Here is an 18,580-nt window from a genome sequence, read left to right as displayed (position 1 = left end):
TCAAACGCCGGACGGGCTGAAAGCAGGCCTTGTCCTTGAGCGACGGACGGCGGGCGGAAGACTGTCGGCCGGGGCTGGGAAGGTCACGCCGAGCCCCCCACCGGTCCGCAGCCGCCGACGCACGGGAGGGGCCGTGTCGGTACATCGAATGCCCGTATCCGGACGGATCCAAAGAAGACGGCACCCTTCGCACCCACAGTCGATCCGTTCGGATGCGGGCGGATGTACCGGCGCGGCCCCGACCCGCCCCCGGGGGAAGGCGACCCGCACGACCCCCCAATCGGTCCAATCGCCGCTTTTAGGGACGATTCGCCCTTAAATGGTGCGAGTGACCACGCCCCCGCCACCGACCCGACGCACCGCACTCCGCTCGGGCGCCGCCCTCGCCGCCGGAACGCTCACCGCCGGCTGCTCGGCGGCAGGAGCCGCCGCACACCACGTGACCCCGCCCAGCCCGCCGAAATCACCCGCGCCCGCATCCGTATCCGCATCCGCACCCGCCGCCGCACCCGCACCCGCCCCCCGCCACTTCCCCGCCCAGCCCGCCGAAATCACCACCGGCCCCCGCACCCACCCCCACGTCGCCCTCACCTTCCACGGCCAGGGCGACCCGGCCATCGCCAACTCCCTCCTCGGCGAGGCCGAGAGGGCAGGCGCCAAAGTCACCGTGCTCGCCGTCGGCACCTGGCTGGACGAGCACCCCGCCGTAGCCCGCCGCATCCTCGACGGCGGCCACGACCTCGGCAACCACACCCTCCGCCACGTGGACATCAACGCGATGACCGAAGCGGACGCGGACGCGGAGATCCGCGGCTGCGCGGAGCGCCTCACCCGTCTCACCGGCTCGATCGGCACCTGGTTCAGACCCTCCCGCACCCCCCGAGCCTCCCCGCTCGTAGCACGGCTCGCCCGCCGCGCGGGCTACCCGCACGTCCTCTCCTACGACGTCGACTCACTCGACTTCACCTCGCCGGGCGCGCCCGCAGTCACCCGCAACGTCATGGACAGAGTCCGCGCCGGATCGATCGTGAGTCTGCACTTCGGGTATCCGGACACGGTGGCCGCCTTCCCCGCCCTCCTGCACGAACTCGACCGCCGCGGCCTGCGCGCGGTCACCACCACGGAGCTGCTGAGCTGATGCACCCCACCAGGCGCCCCACTACACCCCCCACCCCCCTCAAGCGCGCCCTGATCGCCGTAGCCGCCCTCGCCGCCCTCTCCGTGCTGGCGGGCTGCGGCGGCCCTTCCAAGGAGCACGCGAACGAGGCCCTGGGCAGCAAGGCCGCCCTCCAGCCCGTCCCGCCCCAGAAGAGGACGGTGCCGGGCCTGCCCGGCATGCCCCCGGTCCTTGACCCGAAGGACGTCTACGCCGCCGACCGCCCGAACAGGCTCTCCCCGGTGGTCAAGGACTTCCCCTCCCGCGTCTACGTCCCCAACACCCAGTCCAACACCGTCTCGGTCATCGACCCGAAGACGTACGAGGTCATCCAGACGATCCCGGTCGGCACCCAGCCCCAACACGTCGTCCCCTCCTGGGACATGAAGACGCTCTGGGTCAACAACGACAGGGGCAACACCCTCACGCCCATCGACCCGAGAACCGGCAGGGCGGGCAAGACGGTCGAGGTGCACGACCCGTACAACCTCTACTTCACGCCCAACGGCACGTACGCGATCGTCATGGCCTCACTCGACCGCGAGCTGGTCTTCCGCGACGCGCACACGATGAAGCGCGTCAAGACCGTGCCGGTCAGCTGCTCCGGCGTCAACCACGCCGACTTCTCCCTCGACGGCCGCTACTTCATCGTGTCGTGCGAGTTCAGCGGCGAGGTGCTGAAGGTCGACACGGAGAAGATGAAGGTGATCGGGCAGGAGAGGCTGCCGTTCCCCGGCGCCATGCCGCAGGACGTGAAGGTCTCTCCCGACGGCAAGAGGTTCTTCATCGCCGACATGAAGGCCGACGGCATGTGGGTCCTGGACGGCGACAGGTTCAGCAAGCCGACTTTCCTGCCCACGGGCAACGGAGCCCACGGTCTGTACGTCAGCCGCGACTCGCGCGAGATGTACATCTCCAACCGCGGCGAAGGCACCATCTCCGTCTTCGACTTCACCCAGAACAGGCTCACCAAGAAGTGGCACCTGCCCGGCGGCGGCAGCCCCGACATGGGCGGCGTCTCGGCCGACGGCAAGGTCCTGTGGCTCTCCGGCCGCTACGACTCCGAGGTGTACGCCATCGACACCCGCACCGGCACTGAGCTCGCCCGCATCCCGGTCGGCAGCGGCCCGCACGGCCTCGCGGTGTATCCGCAGCCGGGCCGCTACTCGCTCGGCCACACCGGCATCTTCCGCTAGGGCACAGCGCGTTGACCGGCCTCGCCTGACACGCCGCCGTACGGGTGATGATCCCCGGCCCGCCGCCGCAGAACCGAGATCGTGCTCCCTATGATCACCACTCGTCTGCGGCGGCGGGCCGCTGCCGTCGTCCTGTCCCTGTCCGCCGTCTTCGCGACGTCGGCCGCGACCCCCGCCGCGACCCCCGCCTCCCCGGCCGCCAAGGCCGCCGCGCCCGCCTGCCCCCAGTTCACCGACCCGGTCAAGGCCGCCGCCGACCGTCGCGTGGACGTCGACCGCATCACCCCCGACCCGGTCTGGCGCAAGACCTGCGGCACCCTCTACCGCAGTGACAGCCGCGGCCCGGCGACCGTCTTCGAGCAGGGCTTCTACCCGAAGGACGTCATCAACGGGCAGTACGACATCGAGCAGTACGTCCTGGTCAACCAGGCCTCGCCGTACGTGTCGACGACGTACGACCACGACCTGTACAAGACCTGGTACAAGTCCGGCTTCAACTACTACGTCGACGCGCCCGGCGGCGTCGACGTCAACAAGACCATCGGCGACACCCACAAATGGGCCGACCAGGTCGAGGTGGCCTTCCCCGGCGGCATCGCGCGTCAGTACATCATCGGCGTCTGTCCGGTCGACAAGAAGACCAAGACCGAGATCATGAGCGACTGCGAGAGCAACCCGTACTACGAGCCCTGGCACTGACCTCCTCAGTACGCGATGAGCAGCGCCTCCGCCCCCACGGGGCGGTAACCGGCCGCCTGGAACGCCCGCAGACTGCGGGCGTTCCCCGGCGACACCTGCGCCCAGACCGGCTCGTCGGCGAGATGCCGTGCCGCCGACGCGAGCACGCTCCCCAACCCCCGCTGCCGGACGCCCTCCTCCACCTCGACGGCGACCTCCGTACGCCCCCCGATGCCACGCCCCAGCACGAGCACGCCGCCGTCCGCGGCCCACACCCGTACGTCGTCGCGCCGCTTGCGCGAGCTCGCGACCCGGGGATGGCCGGGGTCGCGGATCTCGGTCAGGGCCAGCGGGGGCGCACCCGGGAGCGGTGGGGCGACGCTCATCAGGTCGATGGTGTCGTTCGATCTCCCCGTCCGCTGCATGAACGCGGCGAGGAACCGCGGGTTCATGGTCGCCGCGAGCGCGTCGCAGTCGACCCGCGCCAGCGTCTCGCGCACCCACCGCGGATCCTCATCGGTGAAGACGACGGAGTGCGCCGTGAAGGCGAGGACACCGGCGTCGCGGGACGAATGCTGCGCTACGACGGTCGTGGCCCCGTCCGGCGGTGGGAAGACCCCACGGGCCGCCGCGTCCAGGATGTCCCGCAGAGTGTCAGCCATGACTGTTCCTCAACGCTTGAGTCTCCACCCACTGGAAGCCCCACACTCGCAGACATGATCGAAGACGGCACCGGACTTTTCACCATCGGCGAGATGTCCCGGAGCACCGGCCTGTCCGTACGCACCATCCGCTACTGGTCGGACGAGGGCGCTCTGCCCCCGGTGGCCCGCTCCTCGGGCGGCTACCGCCTCTACGACGCCGCGTCCGTGGCCCGCCTGCAGCTGATCCGCACGTTGCGTGAACTCGGCCTCGGCCTGGACGCCGTACGCGAGGTGGTGACGGGCGAGACGACGATCGCGCAGGTGGCGGCCGCGCATGTGTCGGCGCTGGACGCGCAGATCAGCTCGCTGAAGGTGACCCGGGCGGTGCTGTCGACCGTGGCGCGACGCGGTTCGACCGCGGAGGAGACGACCCTGATGAACAAACTGGCGCGGCTGTCGGCCGCGGAGCGCAAGCGGATCATCGACGACTTCATGGAGGAGACGTTCTCAGGCCTGGACACCGCCGACCCCGACATCCGCACCCGGCTGCGGTTCAGCTTCGCCGATCTGCCCGAGGACCCCACGCCCGAGCAGGTGGACGCCTGGGTGGAGTTGGCCGAGCTGGTCCAGGACAGGGGCTTTCGCGCGCGCATGCGCAAGATGATCGAGTTCAACGCGGCGGACCGGGGGCCGGACGTGGCGCCCGGCACGTCCCTGTGGTTCATGAGCCGCCTGGTGCAGCTTGCGGGGGAGGCGCGGGAGCGGGGGATCGACCCCGCCTCGCCCGCGGCCGAGGAAGTGCTGGACGGGCTGCTCGGCAACGCCGACCGGGCCGCCGTACTGGAACGGATGGAGTCCGCGGGGCATGCCGAGACGGCTCGCTTCAGGGAACTGAGCGCGCTGCTCCGCGGCATGGGACCGCTGCCCGCGCACCGCGAGGAGTTCGCCTGGGTGGTCGCCGCACTGCGCGCTCGGACCGCCCGTTAATCTGACCTCCGTACATGAGGCAGTAACGCACGCAGTGATGCACTACGAAGGGGCGGACCGGTGGCGGACATCGAGGAAGCACGCAAGCAGTTCGAGCGGATCGATACGGACGGTGACGGTTTCATCACCGCAGCCGAGTTCAAGACCGCCCTCGCCCAGGGCGGCGACTGGAACGTCACCGAGTCGGTGGCGGCGGCCGTCATCGCCACCCGCGACCTCGACGGCGACAAGGTCCTCTCGTTCGACGAGTTCTGGACCCACCTGAACAAGTGACCCACCCGAGGGGGCGCCCACCGGTAGACCGGCGGGCGCCCCCTCGGTCATGAAGCCCGCTTGCGGTACTGGCCCGGTGCCACCCCGTACTCCCGCTTGAACGCCTTGGCGAAGGCGAACTCCGAGGTGTAGCCCGCGCGTTGGGCGATCCGGCGCAGTGGGGCGGAGTCCTCGCGCAGGAGCCTGCCCGCGGTGATCATGCGCCACCAGGTCAGATAGGTCAGCGGAGGCTCGCCCACCAGCGCGGAGAAGCGGCGCGCGAAGGCGGCGCGGGACAGGCCGCCGTGGGCGCCGAGCTCACCGACCGTCCACGGGTGCGCCGGGGCGCCGTGGATGGCGCGCAGCGCGGCCCCGACAGCCGGGTCGGCGAGCGCCGCGGCCCAGCCCGTCGGATGCCCCGAGCCATGACGTTCGGTCTGCCACCAGGCGCGCAGGATGTAGAGCAGCAGCGTGTCGAGCAGCGACGTGACGATCGTGTCCGAGCCCGGCTGCGGCTCCTCCAGCTCCATGCCGAGGAGTTCCACCGCCGCCCGCAGCGAGCGATGGGCGCCGATGCGGGAGGGCAGATGCACCACCTCGGGCAGCTCCGACAGCAGCGGGTGCGCGCGGCCCCGGTCCAGGTGGTAGGCGCCGCACAGCAGCACCGTCGCCGGGCCCGACTCCCGCTCGGAGGGCGGCAGTTGGGGCCAGCTGCCGTCCGGCAGCGGTCGTACCTCCTGCGCGGGTACGTCGAGACCGCCGGCCAGCGTGTAGCCGCCGCCCTGGGCCAGGAACGCCACATCGCCGGGCCCCATCGCCACCGGCTCGCCCTCCGCCGGGACCAGCCACGCCGAACCCTGCAGCACCACATGGAACCCGGCGCCGTCCGAGTCCGGGAAGCGCATGCCCCAGGGCGCGTACCTCTCCTGGCGCCTGGAGTGCGGCCGTCCGGTACGCATGGCGGCGATGGCGTCGCTGAGTACGTCCATGCCCGCACGGTAGCCGGTGTCCGACACGGCGAGACGTACGGACAGGAAAACGAGATCGGGAGACATGGATCGTCTCGCGCGGCACTCGTAGCGTCGTCGGCATGGCAACCACCGCACGTACCGTGCTCTTTCACGAACTCGGCGGCCCCGACGTCCTGACGGTCGAGGAGGTCGAACTGCCCGCGCCCGGACCGGGCGAGGTCCTCGTCAAGGTCGCGGCGCTGGCCCTCAACCGCGCCGACGCGCTCTTCCGCGCGGGAACGTACTTCTACCAGCCGACGCTGCCCGGCTCCCGCAACGGCTACGAGGCGGCCGGCGAGGTCGAGGCGGTCGGCGCGGGCGTGACCGCGTTCGCGCCCGGCGACCCCGTGATGTCCGCGGCCAACTTCAAGCTCAGCACGCACGGCGTGTACGGCGAGCGGGTCGTGCTGCCGGAGGGCGCGCTCGTCCCGCGCCCCGCCGACGTCGACGCCGTCACCGCGGCCGCCGTCTGGCTCACCTACACGACGGCGTACGGCGCCCTGCTCAGGACGGCGGGCATGGCCCCCGGCGACCAGGTGCTGATCACCGGCGCGTCCAGCGGCGTCGGCACCGCCGCGATCCAGGTGGCCCGCCGCACCGGCGCCGTACCGGTCGTCACCACGCGCACCGACGCCAAGCGGCGGCAGCTGCTGGACCTCGGCGCCGAGCATGTCATCGTCAGCGAAGAGGAAGACGTGATCAAGGAGACCAAGCGGCTCACCGGAGGGCGCGGCGCCGACATCGTCTTCGACGCGATCGGCGGCCCCGGCTTCCGCGCCCTGGGCGACGCCGTCGTCCCGGGCGGCACCCTGGTCAGCTACGGCTGGCTGGACCAGCGCCCCGTCGAACTGCCCATGAACTGGCCCCTCACCGTCCACGGCTACAGCAACTTCGAGGTCACCGGCCCCGCCGACGCCCGGCGTCGCGCCGCGCACTACGTCAACGCGGGCCTCACCGACGGCACCCTGCGCCCCGTCGTCGCCGAGGTCTTCGACGGCCTCGACCGCGTCCGGGACGCCCACCGCCTGATGGAGGGCAACACACACCTCGGCAAGATCGTGGTGAAACCCTGACGGCGGTCGCCCGGACGGCGTACGCACCGGAATAGCGGGGCCTGAACCGGGGTTGATGATCCACATCAGGAGCATCAAGGCTGGACCATCAGGAGCATCAACGCTGGAAGGGTCTGTCACTCATGAAGATCGGCATCATCGGCGCGGGCAACATCGGCGGCAACCTCACCCGACGGCTCACCGGCCTCGGCCACGAGGTCTCCGTCGCCAATTCCCGCGGTCCCCACACGCTCACAGCGCTCGCCGAGGAGACCGGGGCGACACCCGTCAAGGTCGAGGACGCGGCGCGCGGCGCCGACGTCGTGATCGTCACGGTCCCCGTGAAGGCGGTACCGGACCTCCCGGCCGGGCTGCTCGACGGGGCGGCGGACGGCGTCGCCGTCATCGACACCGGCAACTACTACCCCCAGCAGCGCGACGGAAAGATCGCCGCGATCGAGGACGACGGCCTCACCGAGAGCCGCTGGACGGCCCAGCAGATCGGCCACACCGTCATCAAGGCCTTCAACGGGACGTACGCCCAGGACCTCCTGGACCGCCCCCGCCCGGCAGGCGCCACCGACCGCATGGCCCTCCCGGTGGCCGGCGACGACGAGGCGGCGAAGCGGCGCGTGCGCGCCCTGATCGACGACCTCGGCTTCGACACGGTCGACGCGGGCGGCCTGGACGACTCCTGGCGCCAGCAGCCCGGCACCCCGGTCTACGGCCTCCAGGAAGGCCTCGACGCGGTCACCAAGGCCCTGGCGGAGGCGCCCCGGGAGCGCTCGGCGGACTTCCGGGCCTGAGCCCCGTAGCCCTAGACGATCTCCAAGGGCCGGTGCGGCCCGTCCGGCAACTCGATCTCGACCGGGTCCCCGGGCCGCACCACACCGCCTTCCCGTACGACGCTCATGACGCCGGACTTGTAGACGACCGCGCCGCCCTCGCCCCGCCCGACGACCTGCTTGAGCAACCCGCGCTGAAAGTTGTCGATCTGCGCACACGGATTCCGCAGCCCGGTTATCTCGACCACCGCCTCGTTCCCGAGCCGCAGCAGCGTCCCGACCGGCAACCCCAGAAGATCGACCCCACGGGTGGTGACGTTCTCCCCGAGCTGCCCCGGAGCAACGACGAACCCGCCCTCCCCCAGCTCGTCGAACAACTCCTCGTGCATCAGATGCACCTGCCGCAGATTCGCCTGCGACGGATCCTTCTCCATCCGAAACCGGTGCTTCACCGTCGTCCCGGCATGAACATCCCCCTCCACCCCGAGCCCGGCGAGCAGCCTGACGCTCTCCCGGTTCGGCTTGGTGAACGCATACGTACCGTTGCTGCTGACCGCGGTGACTGTCCCGCCCATGCCGAGAAACTCCCCACTTCGTTTGGATGCGTTCGAACACGCAGGTGAGACCTTAGTCGGCCCTCGAGCGCGGCCCCTGAACCCGTTGCGCTCGAAGACTCGGCGGCGCCGTCCATGGGGATGACATCCGCTAAAGCACACGCTGTGACCGTAATTGGCCAGACAGGCGCCGGCTTGCTGAGGGCGGTCACGGACAGCTCTGACGTGACATGTGTTCGACTCCCTCGTTGATCGGTTGATATTGCTTGTGGATCAACGTGATGGGGGAGAAGCGCTGAGTGCGAACGTGCAAAGCGGCTGGGGACAGCTGGTCTTGTGACCGGGGCTCCGACGCACATTCCTTGACGAAGGGGCTGTGCAAGAGCCACTACGCGCAGTTCCGGCGAGGGAAGCAACTGACTCCCGTCAATGGTGCCACGAGGGCGGGTCAGAGCTTTCGGAGCTGTCAATTCGACGCATGTGCCAGGGCGGTGTCGGCCCGTGGGCTCTGTGCCGCTCATTACCAGCAGTGGAGCAAAGGCCAGCCGCTGTCTCCATTGCGCCAGAGAAGGGGCAACGGTGTCTACAGGGCGATGGTCGAACGCGGCATCCTCCAATGCCTCGGATGCGGCGAGGACAAGCCGCTGTCCGATTATTCGGCTCTCAACGCTTCAGGAACGCCACGGCCGTACTGCAAGCCGTGCAACGCCGAACGCGTTCGCCTCGGCCACTACAACGTGACCAAGGAATTCGTTGATCTCCTGCTGCGGTTCCAGCAGGAGGTGTGTGCCCTCTGCGCAGCTGCCAATGGGGACAGCAAGACCTTGCACATTGACCATGACCACGGGTGTTGTCCTGGCCGACGGAGCTGCGGCGACTGTGTGAGGGGCCTTGTCTGCGCCAATTGCAATGCCTACGGTCTCGCTTGGTACGAGGCCCTTCCTGCCGAACTCCGCACCTTCGACCCTCTGAACGACTACATCGCGGAACCGCCTGCGAGGCGGCTTCGCGCTGAACTGGCCGCATTCTCGGTCGAGTAGCAGGTCAGTTGCCTTCTGCCCACGCGCGCAGTGCTGCCTTACTCGCGAAGTCCGCCACGTCCTTGTCCCGGGGTTCGTCGGTGTACTGGTGGAAGCGCCACTTCGCTTTGATGCGGGGCTTTCCCGCCGTGACGTAATCGGCGATCCACAGGCCGTCACCGGCGTATGAAGTGGTATCGACGGTGAGCCAGTAGTTTCTGTTCGTGTAGAGCACGACCCGGTGGTTCGGGCGGAGTTCCTTCACCTTGCGGATGAAGCGGTCCTTCTCGGCGTTGCCGGCGTGGGTGCCGTCGCCGGTCGTCTCCCAGTCGACGGCGAGCAGATCACCCGCCTTTTCCGGGGCTTTGCTGAGGAAGTGCTCGGCCTGGGCCGTGAGGTTGCCGGGCCACAGGAAGTGGTAGAAGCCGACGACGCAGCCGGCGTCGCGGGCCGTCTTCACCTGCGCCGTGAGCTTCGGGTTGACGTATGAGCGGCCCTCCGTCGCCTTGATGAAGACGAAGGAGAGGCCGTCGGTGTCGTACGCGGAGGACTGGTAGGCGCTGATGTCGATGCCACGCAGCATGGTGGGGCCTCCGGGCGGTGCGGGGAGTGGAAGGGCTGATTCCAGCGTTCCCCCGCCGACGGGGCGTCACCCCTGATCGATGGTCCGACCTGACGTCAGCCCAGGCCGCGACCGACCCTTGACGTCAACGTCAGCCCGCCGAGGGAACTTCAGCATTCGATGATGTTGACGGCCAGCCCGCTCCGCGCCGTCTCCTTGTACTTCACGTTCATGCCGGCCCCGGATGCGATCAGTTCCTTGAGTGATCTCGAACGAGCCGGTCCTGGACCCCCGGGATCCCCTTGACCCGACAGCGTTTTCCCTTCCCGTGGAGAGTGGTCCACCATCCGGGGGTAAGGCCCGTGCACTATTCGTGGGAGACGGTCGTCATCTACGGTTCGGGAACCGGCAGCAGCGACGGCGGACGGCGAGGGGGAGGAACGTGCGGGAGTTCGGCCCGTCTCAGGCCAGACTGCTCCGAGCGTGGTCGCAGGGTGTAGGGGGCGATCGGCGCGCGACGTCCGTGCCCGCCGTGCTGGAGCGGTGCCTGGCAGTGCAGGCGCAGGATCTGAGGGCGGCCGCGCTCGGGCTCAGGGCACGCGGCTCCGGGCTGACCGAGACAGACGTGTACCGGGCGCTCGGCGCCGAACGCAGTCTGGTCCGGGGCTGGTTCATGCGCGGCACGCTGTATCTGGTCCCGGCCGGTGACGCGGGCTGGCTCCGCGAACTGCTCGCTCCGCAACTGCTGCGTCGCAGCGAGCGCCGATACCGGGAGCTGGGGCTTGGGCCGGCCGAGCTGGCACTGGGGGAGCGGGTGATCACCGAGGCTCTTGCCGGCGGCCCCCTGACCCGGGATGAGCTTGCGGTGCGGATGACCGAAGCGGGCCTCAACGCCTCCGGGCAGGTCCCGTTCCACCTCGTCCGTCGATCCGCTCTGCTCGGTACCGCCTGTTTCGGTCCGATCCAGGAGGACGGCTCCGCCACCTATGTGCTCGCGAAGGACTGGCTGCCCGCCTCCGCCGGACCTTCCGGTGCGGGTGCGGTCAGAGAGCTGCTGCACAGGTACCTGGCGGCGCACGGGCCGGCGACGATGGCTGACTTCGCCACCTGGTCGGGGCTCGGGCTGCCTGCTGTCCGCTCTGTGTGGAAGGAACTGCTCAGGGCCGGTCTGATCGAACCGTGCCGCGTCGGAGACCTGGACGAGTACGCGCTGCCGGCCGGCGCATCGCGTTGCCTGGAGCCGATAGGTGACGTCCGACTGCTGCCGGCCTACGACAACTATCTGGTGGGGTTCACGGATCGCCGGCTGTCCGTCGAGCCCGAGCACGCGCACATGGTCTGGCCGGGCGGCGGTCAGATCAGCCCCACCATCGTCGTGGACGGACTGGTCCGCGGAGTCTGGCGCCGGGACCGAACACGTGCCGTCGCCCTGGAACCGTTCGACGGCGATCTGGGCGGCGTCGGCGCACAGGCCCTCGACGCGGAGCTCCGCGACATCTCCCGGTTTCTCGCTGCATAACCTTCGGCTAACCGCACCTCTCTACGGTCTCGGGAGACTTGCCGAGTCTAAGGAGAACAGGTGACGATCGTCCCTCCCTTGGGGTCGCCGGCACGATCACCGGAACGTGCTCGGCTTCTGAAGGCTCTCGCGAAGCGCCGGTCGAGCCGGGCCGGCATCCTTCGGCGGAACCTGGCCGGGTCGGTCGTCCCCGCCTCGTACGCGCAGGCCGGGCTGTGGATGGTCGCCGAGCTCGAGCGGGGCTCGTCCGCGTACAACGTGCCGTTGCCTGTGTCGCTACGCGGCCGCCTCGACACCGACGCACTGCGCAGCGCGCTGACCGGGGTGGTCGAACGGCACGAGGCGCTGCGCACCACGTTTACCGAGCACGACGGCATGGTGTACCAAGTCATCGGCGCGCCCGCTCAGGTGCCGCTGCCGGTCCTCGACCTGACCGGCGTGGCTGCCGCCGAGGTCTCCCGGCGGCTCGCCGCAGCGCAGGCGGCCCGGTTCGACCTGGGTGCCGGCCCCCTCCTGCGCGCGGAGCTGCTCCGGCTCGAGCCGCAGGAGCACCTGCTCCTGCTCACCGCGCACCACATCGCCTGCGACGGTTGGTCGGTACCGCTCCTGCACGCCGAACTGGCGGACGGCTACAACTCAGCGCTGCGCGGCGTTCCTTCGGCGCTGCCCCCGCTCCCCATCCAGTACGCGGACTTCGCGTGCTGGCAACGAGACCGCCTCGACGCGGCGGAACGAGACCGTCTGACCGGCTACTGGCGTACCCGGCTTGACGGCGCGGAGATGACGCTGCCGACCGACCGTCCCGCCGATCCGGCACAGACGGCCGAAGGCGACCTGTGCCGGGCGACGATTCCCGAGCCCACCGTGGCCCGTCTCGACCAGATAGCCCGGGGAGAGGGCGCGTCCCGGTTCATGACCGTCGCCGCGCTGCTCGGTGTTCTGCTCGCCCGCTACACCGGGCAGCGGGACCTGCTGTTCGGCTCCACCGTCGCCGAGCGTCAGCAGCCTGAGCTGCGTCACCTGATCGGGCTGTTCACCAACGCATTCCCGATCCGCGGCGACCTCTCGGGAAACCCGACGTTCCGGCAGTTGCTCTCGCGTACACGTCGCGACCTGATCGCCGACTACGAGGGCAGCGCTCTGCCGTTCGGACTGCTCGTCGACGCCCTGCGGACGGAGCGGTCCGGTACCCGGATGCCGCTGATCCGGGTACACGTCCAGCTTGAGGAGGGAGACGGCGAGTCCACTGCGTACCAACGGCTGCCGGCCTACGACGGACTGACCGCGGAGGGGCTCGTCCCGGAGCTGAGGGCCGCCAAGTTCGACCTCAACTTCATGGTGCGCGCCGACGCGGGAGCGTTCGTGCTGGACCTCGTCTACGCCCGGGATCTGTTCGACCCGGCGTCCGCCGCTCGGCTCGCCGCGCTTTACGCGCTGGTGGCCGACGCGGTGGCGGCCGGCCCCGATCTGGGTATCGAGGACCTACTGCTGCCTGAGCCGCCGCGCCCCTTCGCCCGGGTGATTGCGGCCGTGTCGGCCGCCGCCCCGGCTCCGGAGCTGGAGGCCGGCCAAGAGACGGCGCGGGAGGCCGTCCAAGAGACGGCGCCGGAGATGCTGGAGCGGGTCAGCCACGCCTGGCAGGAGGTCCTGGGCACGGACGACGTGCATCCGCACAGCGACTTCTTCGACCTGGGCGGCAACTCCTTCGCCGCGCTCAAGGTGCGCCGGCTGCTCGGTGGCGGTGTGCCGCTCGCCGAGCTGTTCCGCCACCGGACCGCCGCCGCGCTCGCCGCCTATCTGGCCGATGGGGCACGGCCGTCGACCGACCAGTTGCTCTGGCCACTCACCAGCGACGACTCCGAGGTCGACATGACCGTCATCGCGATCCCCTACGCCGGTGGGGCCGCGACCGCCTACCAGCCGCTCGCGGACGCCCTGCCGCCGCGGTTCCGGCTGTGGGCGGCGAGTCTGCCTGGACACGAAGGCGACGACAGTGACTTCCTGGAGTTCGACGCGGCCGTCTCGCGACTGGTCGGCGAGGTCCAGGAGCGCGTGGCCGGAGCCATCATGGTCTACGGGCACTGCGCAGGCGCGTCCCTCGCGGTGGCGGTGGCCCGCGAACTGGAGGCCCGGGGCGCCGACTTACGCGCCGTCTATGTCGGTGCCAGCCTGACCGACCCGGACGCCGAAGCGAACCTGGCCCGCGTCACCGACAGCTCCGGCGACGAGTTCTACACCTACATCAAGGCCATCGGCGGCTTCGACGGCCCACTCGACGACGCCGATCGCCATCAGGTGCTCGCTGCGGTACGGCACGACATGGCGGGCGCGACGCGGTTCCAGGCCGCGACGCACAAGGCGCCGGGATCACGGCTGCGCGCCCCGCTGCACTGCGTGCTCGGAACCGCCGATCCGGTCACCCCGGATCCGGAACACAGCTACCGCGGCTGGTCGGTGTTCGCCGACATCGTCCGGCTCGACCTCGTTGCTGGAGGCGGTCACTACTTCGCCCGGGACCACGCCGCGGAGCTGGCTCGCGTCATCAGCGCGACGTCCCCCGCCGCCCCAGCGGCCCGGCTGCCGGTCATCTGTCTTCCGCACACCGGCGCCGGTGCGTCGTTCTTCCGCCCCTGGCAGGTCCACGGGGACGTCGAGATCATCGCGCCCGACCTGGCCGGGCACGACAAGCGGTTCGGCGAGCCGCCGCACCGCACGGTGGCCGCGGCAGCCGCCGACCTGCTGCCCCGGGTCCTCTCGGCCCTCGACGGCCGGGACGAGGCCGTGCTGGTCGGCCACTGCCTGGGGGGCACTGTCGTCTTCGAGCTGGCCGAACTGCTCCTCGGGCACGGCGTGCGGCTCCGGCATCTGATCATCAGCGGTACGCCCGGCCCCACTGTGCCCCGGCACCGGCGGACCACTGGGCTGCCGGACCGCGAATTCCTGGCCCGGCTCAAGGAACTGGCCGGTTACGCTCACCCGGCGCTGGCCGACGCGGAGATGGCCACACTGCTGCTGCCGGTGCTCCGGGCCGATCAGGAGATGTATGAGAACTACCGGCGGACCTCGGTCACCCCTCTCGACGTGCCGATCACCGTGCTGCGCGGAGCGGCCGACGGTCTGGTGAGCGCTGCCGACTCGGCACGCTGGCAGGAGGCGACCACCCTGCCGCTGCGTTACCTCGAGGTCGCCGGTGGCCACATGTACCTGGCGGACGACTCCGGCCCGGTCCTGGAGCTGATCGAGTGGCTGGCCGACGGCGCCGAGGACCGGATCGGCACTCTGCTCGCCGCGAAATATCCGCAGCCCGATTGGGGGCTCCCGTATCCCGCTGAACCGGCCCGTCAGAGCTCGCACGATCTGGGTTCGGTCCCACGGCACTGTGTGCTCGCGGCGGCCGCGGTCGTCCTCGGCAGGTACCACGGCCTGCCGGTCACCGTACTGGCGGTGCGCGAGAGCGCGGTGGCGGAGCGCCCAGCTCTGGTCGCCTTCCCGACCGACCCGGCGACCCCGATCGCCGGCCTGCTCGCTGTCGCGGAGGACGCGCTCGAGGGGACGTGGCCTCGATTCGGTCCCCTCCTCGCGGGGATGTTGGGCGACGGCACTCCGGTCGTCGAGATCCGGTTCCACGAGGCGGCGGACGCCGAGTTCCCGCTCACCCTGACCGTCGGCACCCGCCTCACCACGGCCGTCCGCGGCGAGCTGATCAGCCCGCGTGCCGCAGACCAGTTCGGGAGTGCCGTCGCTCAGGTCGCCACGCAGCTGGTCGCCGGGAACGGCGAACTGGCCCGGCTCGAGCTGCTGGACGCGGCCGACAGATCACGTGTCCGGCGACTGGGTACCGGGTCCGAACCGCCCGCTGAGCACAGGACGATCGACGATCTCGTCGCCGCCCGCGCCGCCGAGAGGCCGGACGCCACCGCGATCACCGACCGATACATCCGGCTCAGTTACGCCGGCCTGGACAAGGCCGCGAACCGGGTCGCCCGAGCGCTGCGGGAGCTCGGCGTCGAGCACGGCGACCGCGTCGGCGTCTGCATGGTCCGGAGCTGGGAGCTGGTGGTGGTGCTGCTCGGGGTGTTGCGTGCCGGAGCGGCGTACCTGCCCATGGAGCCGGACAACCCGCCGGAGCGACTGGCGCGGATGGCTGGCGCCGCCACCCCCCGGCTCGTCGTGACGGCGTCGGCGGACTTCCCGGCCGGGCCCTATCGGAGCGTGTCGCCCGCGTCGCTCGGCACCACCGCCGGACGGCAGCCGCCGACACCGCTGCCGCGCACCGGTGATGCGAGCGACGCGGCCTATGTCATCTGCACCTCGGGCTCGACCGGCACGCCGAAGCCAGTCGCGGTCGCGCACCGCAGCGTCACCGCGCTGATCGGCGGCACCGGGACCGAGTTCGGGTTCGCTGCCTCCGACGTCTGGGCGTTCTTCCACTCGGTCGCGTTCGACATGTCCGTGTGGGAGATCTGGGGCGCGCTGACCACGGGAGGCCGGCTTGTCGTGGTGCCGCAGCGGGTGACCCGCGCCCCGGATGAGCTGCACCGGCTGCTCGCCGAGGAGGAGGTAACGGTTCTGAATCAGACGCCCACCGCCTTCGGCATGCTGATCGACGCCGATCGGGACGCGTCGCTCAGGCTGGCGGTCCGCCTGGTCACGTTCGGCGGGGAGCCGCTCGACACCCGGGCGCTGCTGCCCTGGTTCCGGCGTTACCCGCCGGACCTGTGTCGGCTGGTCAACCTCTATGGCATCACCGAGACAACGGTGCACAGCACCTGGATCACGGTGACGCCGCGGATCGCCGAGACGGCGTCCCGCTCGGTGGGAGTGCCGCTGCCGGGGGAGTCGCTGTCCATCCGGGACCGGGCCGGCCGGCTCCTTCCGCTCGGCGTGCCGGGAGAGATCTACGTGGGCGGCGTGGGGGTGGCGCTCGGCTATCTAGGCCTGATCGACCTGACCGCCGAACGGTTCGGCGTGGATCCGGACGGCACGCGGGTGTACCGGAGCGGGGACCGCGGCCGGATGCTCCCCGACGGGACGGTCGAGCACCTCGGCCGGCTGGACGATCAGGTCAAGCTCCGCGGCTACCGGATCGAGCTCGGCGAGGTGCGGGCCGCGCTGCTCGCCGCGGACGGCGTCACCGCCGCGGCGGTGGTGGTCGGCGGCACGCCGGACGCCGCCCGTCTCGACGCCTATGTGACGCCTGTCGGGGTGGACCCGCTGACGACACGGCGCCAGATGCGAGCGCTGCTGCCCGAGTACATGGTCCCGGCCACGATCACCGCGCTCGACGCATTGCCGCTGACGGTGAACGGCAAGCTCGACCGGGCGCGGCTGCCGCGGCCCGGCCCTGATCCGGCATCCGGCGTCCCGGCGGCGTCCGAGGACCTGCTGATCGAGATCTGGGAGCAGCTCACCGGGCTGCGTATACGTGGCAATGACAACATCTTCGACGTGGGCGGCAATTCGGTGATCATCAGCAGGTTCGTCGCGGAGCTGCACGCTCGGGGCCTGGCGCAGTCAGCCGTCAGTGACGTCTACCGGCTGGCGACGCTGCGGGGCCTGGCCGACCGCCTGCGATCTTGATCAGCGTAACCAGCTGATAACCGATCGTTCGTACCCTACCGCGCGTCCCACCGACCGTGACCGCGCGCGACGAACCAGGAGTGCAGATGGCTGGCGACACCGAGGCCGCACCAGCGCCGAACCCGCTTCGCTGGAAGGCTCTGATCGGGCTGGCTCTCGTCCAGTTCATCATCTTCCTCGACGCGACGAACGTGAACGTCGCGCTGCCCTCGATCCAGCGTGACCTGGGACTGAGCCAGTCCGAGCTGACCTGGGTGGTCAACGCCTACCTGATCGCTGCGGGTGGTCTGCTGCTGCTCGGCGGTCGGCTCGGCGACCTCATCGGACGCCGCCGCGTGTTCACCGCGGGCGCGGCGCTGCTGGCCGTGTCGTCGCTCACGGCTGCCCTGTCCACCTCATCGGCCATGCTCATCGGGAGCCGGTTCGCGCAGGGCGTCGGTGAGGCGCTCGCGGCTCCTGCCGCCCTGTCCATGGTGGCGCTGCTGTTCACCGACGAGCGGGAAAGGACCAAGGCGCTGGGCATCTGGGGCGGGCTGGCCGGCCTCGGCGCCGCGTCGGGCGTTCTGCTGTCCGGGGTCCTCACCGACCTGGCCAGCTGGCACTGGATCTTCTACATCGGGGTCCCGCCGTGCGTGATCTCGCTGGTGATGACCCTCAGGCTGGTGCCGGAGAGCAAGGAGATCGGTGGGGGCCGAACGAGCTGGCTCAGCGCGGTGCTGCTGACCGGCGGCATGATCGCCACGGTGCACGGCCTGCTCAGCGGCATCACCCACCCTTGGAGCGGGCTTACGGTGCTCGGTCCCCTGGTCGGCGGCGTCGCCGCCGTCGCCGTGTTCGCGCTCCTGCAACTGCGCAGCGCGACGCCGCTCATTCCGCTGCAGTTCTTCACCAGCCGCACTCGATTGACGGGGTACGCGGGGCAGGTGTTCATGGCGGTTTCCACCTCGGCGATGTTCTTCCTCGTGGTGCTCTACATGCAGCAGACCGTTCACTACTCGCCGCTGGAGAGCGGCCTGGCCTGGCTGCCGTACACCGTGCTGTTCATTCCCGGGCTGGTGATCTCCACCCGGCTGATGTCGGTGGTCGGATCGCGCATCCTGCTGTCGGTGGGGCTGTTCGTCATCGGGGTCGGAATCCTCCTCTTCAGCCTGCTCGGCAAGGACGGCGGTTTCGTCACCGGACTGCTGCCAGGGATGGCGCTCGCCGCGTTCGGATCCGGCCTCGCGGCCCCCGCGCTCCAGCTGTCCGCGCTCGACGCTGTCTCTCCGCAGAACGCGGGCCTCGGCTCAGGTGTGCTGACGTCACTGCAGCAGATCAGCCAGTCATTGGGCCTATCGGTGATCGTGACGATCGGGCTGAGCCACGAGCATTCGCTCCTCGGTTCGGGCACGGGAGCCGCGAAGGCGGCCGAGCAGGGCCGATCGCTCTCCTTCGTGATCGCCGGCGCGGTGCTGGCGGTGGGCGCAGTCATCTGTTACGCGATCACCAACCGCACGATCAAGCCTGCGGCCGAAGCCGACGGAACCGCGGCGGTGCCGCTCACCGCTTAGCTCCTCGACTGCTGCGCGAAGGACCCGACGAGAGGC

Annotated in this window: 15 protein-coding genes; 11 read left to right on the top strand and 4 right to left on the bottom strand. The window is 70.3% G+C overall.

Features of this window, described 5'->3' with window-relative positions:
- Positions 1-319 precede the first annotated feature (319 nt).
- The 3 genes from AB0D27_RS23575 to AB0D27_RS23565 all read left to right on the top strand — a co-directional run bounded on the left by AB0D27_RS23575 (position 320) and on the right by AB0D27_RS23565 (position 3,051).
- Complete coding sequence (locus tag AB0D27_RS23575) at positions 320-1,138, top strand: polysaccharide deacetylase family protein (RefSeq protein WP_362512017.1); 819 nt, start codon at positions 320-322, stop codon at positions 1,136-1,138.
- Entirely contained in the window at positions 1,138-2,352 is a 1,215-nt protein-coding gene (locus AB0D27_RS23570) for a hypothetical protein (RefSeq protein ID WP_362512015.1), read from the top strand. The genes AB0D27_RS23575 and AB0D27_RS23570 overlap by 1 nt, the downstream gene beginning before the upstream one ends.
- Positions 2,353-2,442: 90 nt before the next feature.
- Positions 2,443-3,051, top strand: a complete 609-nt coding sequence (locus AB0D27_RS23565; RefSeq protein ID WP_362512012.1) for an ADP-ribosyltransferase — start codon at positions 2,443-2,445, stop codon at positions 3,049-3,051.
- 5 nt (positions 3,052-3,056) lie between these two features.
- On the opposite strand, the gene AB0D27_RS23560 is transcribed toward AB0D27_RS23565, so the two are convergent.
- The gene (locus AB0D27_RS23560; protein ID WP_362512009.1) at positions 3,057-3,692 is read right to left on the bottom strand and encodes a GNAT family N-acetyltransferase; all 636 of its coding nucleotides are present in this window, start codon (positions 3,690-3,692) and stop codon (positions 3,057-3,059) included.
- Between the two features lie 54 nt (positions 3,693-3,746).
- On the opposite strand from AB0D27_RS23560, the gene AB0D27_RS23555 reads away from it, so the two are divergent.
- On the top strand, positions 3,747-4,661 hold the full coding sequence (locus tag AB0D27_RS23555) for a MerR family transcriptional regulator (RefSeq protein WP_362512006.1): 915 nt from the start codon (positions 3,747-3,749) through the stop codon (positions 4,659-4,661).
- Between the two features lie 60 nt (positions 4,662-4,721).
- Complete coding sequence (locus tag AB0D27_RS23550; protein WP_362512003.1) at positions 4,722-4,934, top strand: EF-hand domain-containing protein; 213 nt, start codon at positions 4,722-4,724, stop codon at positions 4,932-4,934.
- A 47-nt stretch (positions 4,935-4,981) separates the two neighbouring features.
- Here AB0D27_RS23550 and AB0D27_RS23545 read toward each other — a convergent pair whose 3' ends face one another.
- Entirely contained in the window at positions 4,982-5,902 is a 921-nt protein-coding gene (locus tag AB0D27_RS23545; RefSeq protein ID WP_362512025.1) for an AraC family transcriptional regulator, read from the bottom strand.
- A gap of 101 nt (positions 5,903-6,003) precedes the next feature.
- On the opposite strand from AB0D27_RS23545, the gene AB0D27_RS23540 reads away from it, so the two are divergent.
- Positions 6,004-6,996: a zinc-dependent alcohol dehydrogenase family protein gene (locus AB0D27_RS23540; protein WP_362512000.1), complete on the top strand. Its 993-nt coding sequence runs from the start codon at positions 6,004-6,006 to the stop codon at positions 6,994-6,996.
- An 80-nt stretch (positions 6,997-7,076) separates the two neighbouring features.
- On the top strand, positions 7,077-7,781 hold the full coding sequence (locus tag AB0D27_RS23535) for an NAD(P)-binding domain-containing protein (RefSeq protein WP_362512023.1): 705 nt from the start codon (positions 7,077-7,079) through the stop codon (positions 7,779-7,781).
- 11 nt (positions 7,782-7,792) lie between these two features.
- Here the strand turns inward: AB0D27_RS23535 and AB0D27_RS23530 are convergent, their stop codons facing one another.
- The gene (locus AB0D27_RS23530) at positions 7,793-8,335 is read right to left on the bottom strand and encodes an MOSC domain-containing protein (RefSeq protein WP_362511998.1); all 543 of its coding nucleotides are present in this window, start codon (positions 8,333-8,335) and stop codon (positions 7,793-7,795) included.
- 572 nt (positions 8,336-8,907) lie between these two features.
- Here AB0D27_RS23530 and AB0D27_RS23525 point away from each other — a divergent pair.
- Positions 8,908-9,354: an endonuclease domain-containing protein gene (locus AB0D27_RS23525; RefSeq protein WP_362511995.1), complete on the top strand. Its 447-nt coding sequence runs from the start codon at positions 8,908-8,910 to the stop codon at positions 9,352-9,354.
- Between the two features lie 4 nt (positions 9,355-9,358).
- Here the strand turns inward: AB0D27_RS23525 and AB0D27_RS23520 are convergent, their stop codons facing one another.
- A complete protein-coding gene (locus AB0D27_RS23520) occupies positions 9,359-9,916 on the bottom strand; it encodes a glycoside hydrolase family 25 protein (protein ID WP_362511992.1) in 558 nt (185 codons plus the stop codon).
- A 241-nt stretch (positions 9,917-10,157) separates the two neighbouring features.
- On the opposite strand from AB0D27_RS23520, the gene AB0D27_RS23515 reads away from it, so the two are divergent.
- The 3 genes from AB0D27_RS23515 to AB0D27_RS23505 all read left to right on the top strand — a co-directional run bounded on the left by AB0D27_RS23515 (position 10,158) and on the right by AB0D27_RS23505 (position 18,544).
- Positions 10,158-11,414: a winged helix DNA-binding domain-containing protein gene (locus tag AB0D27_RS23515; RefSeq protein ID WP_362511990.1), complete on the top strand. Its 1,257-nt coding sequence runs from the start codon at positions 10,158-10,160 to the stop codon at positions 11,412-11,414.
- A 60-nt stretch (positions 11,415-11,474) separates the two neighbouring features.
- Positions 11,475-16,994: an amino acid adenylation domain-containing protein gene (locus AB0D27_RS23510; protein WP_362511987.1), complete on the top strand. Its 5,520-nt coding sequence runs from the start codon at positions 11,475-11,477 to the stop codon at positions 16,992-16,994.
- Positions 16,995-17,080: 86 nt separating this feature from the next.
- Positions 17,081-18,544, top strand: a complete 1,464-nt coding sequence (locus AB0D27_RS23505) for an MFS transporter (RefSeq protein WP_362511984.1) — start codon at positions 17,081-17,083, stop codon at positions 18,542-18,544.
- Positions 18,545-18,580: the final 36 nt, after the last annotated feature.

The sequence above is a fragment of the Streptomyces sp. NPDC048415 genome (assembly GCF_040651675.1).
In the GTDB taxonomy this organism is placed as follows: domain Bacteria; phylum Actinomycetota; class Actinomycetes; order Streptomycetales; family Streptomycetaceae; genus Streptomyces.
Note: the sequence above shows the minus strand (reverse complement) of the source record. Positions and strands in the feature narration are given on the sequence as shown.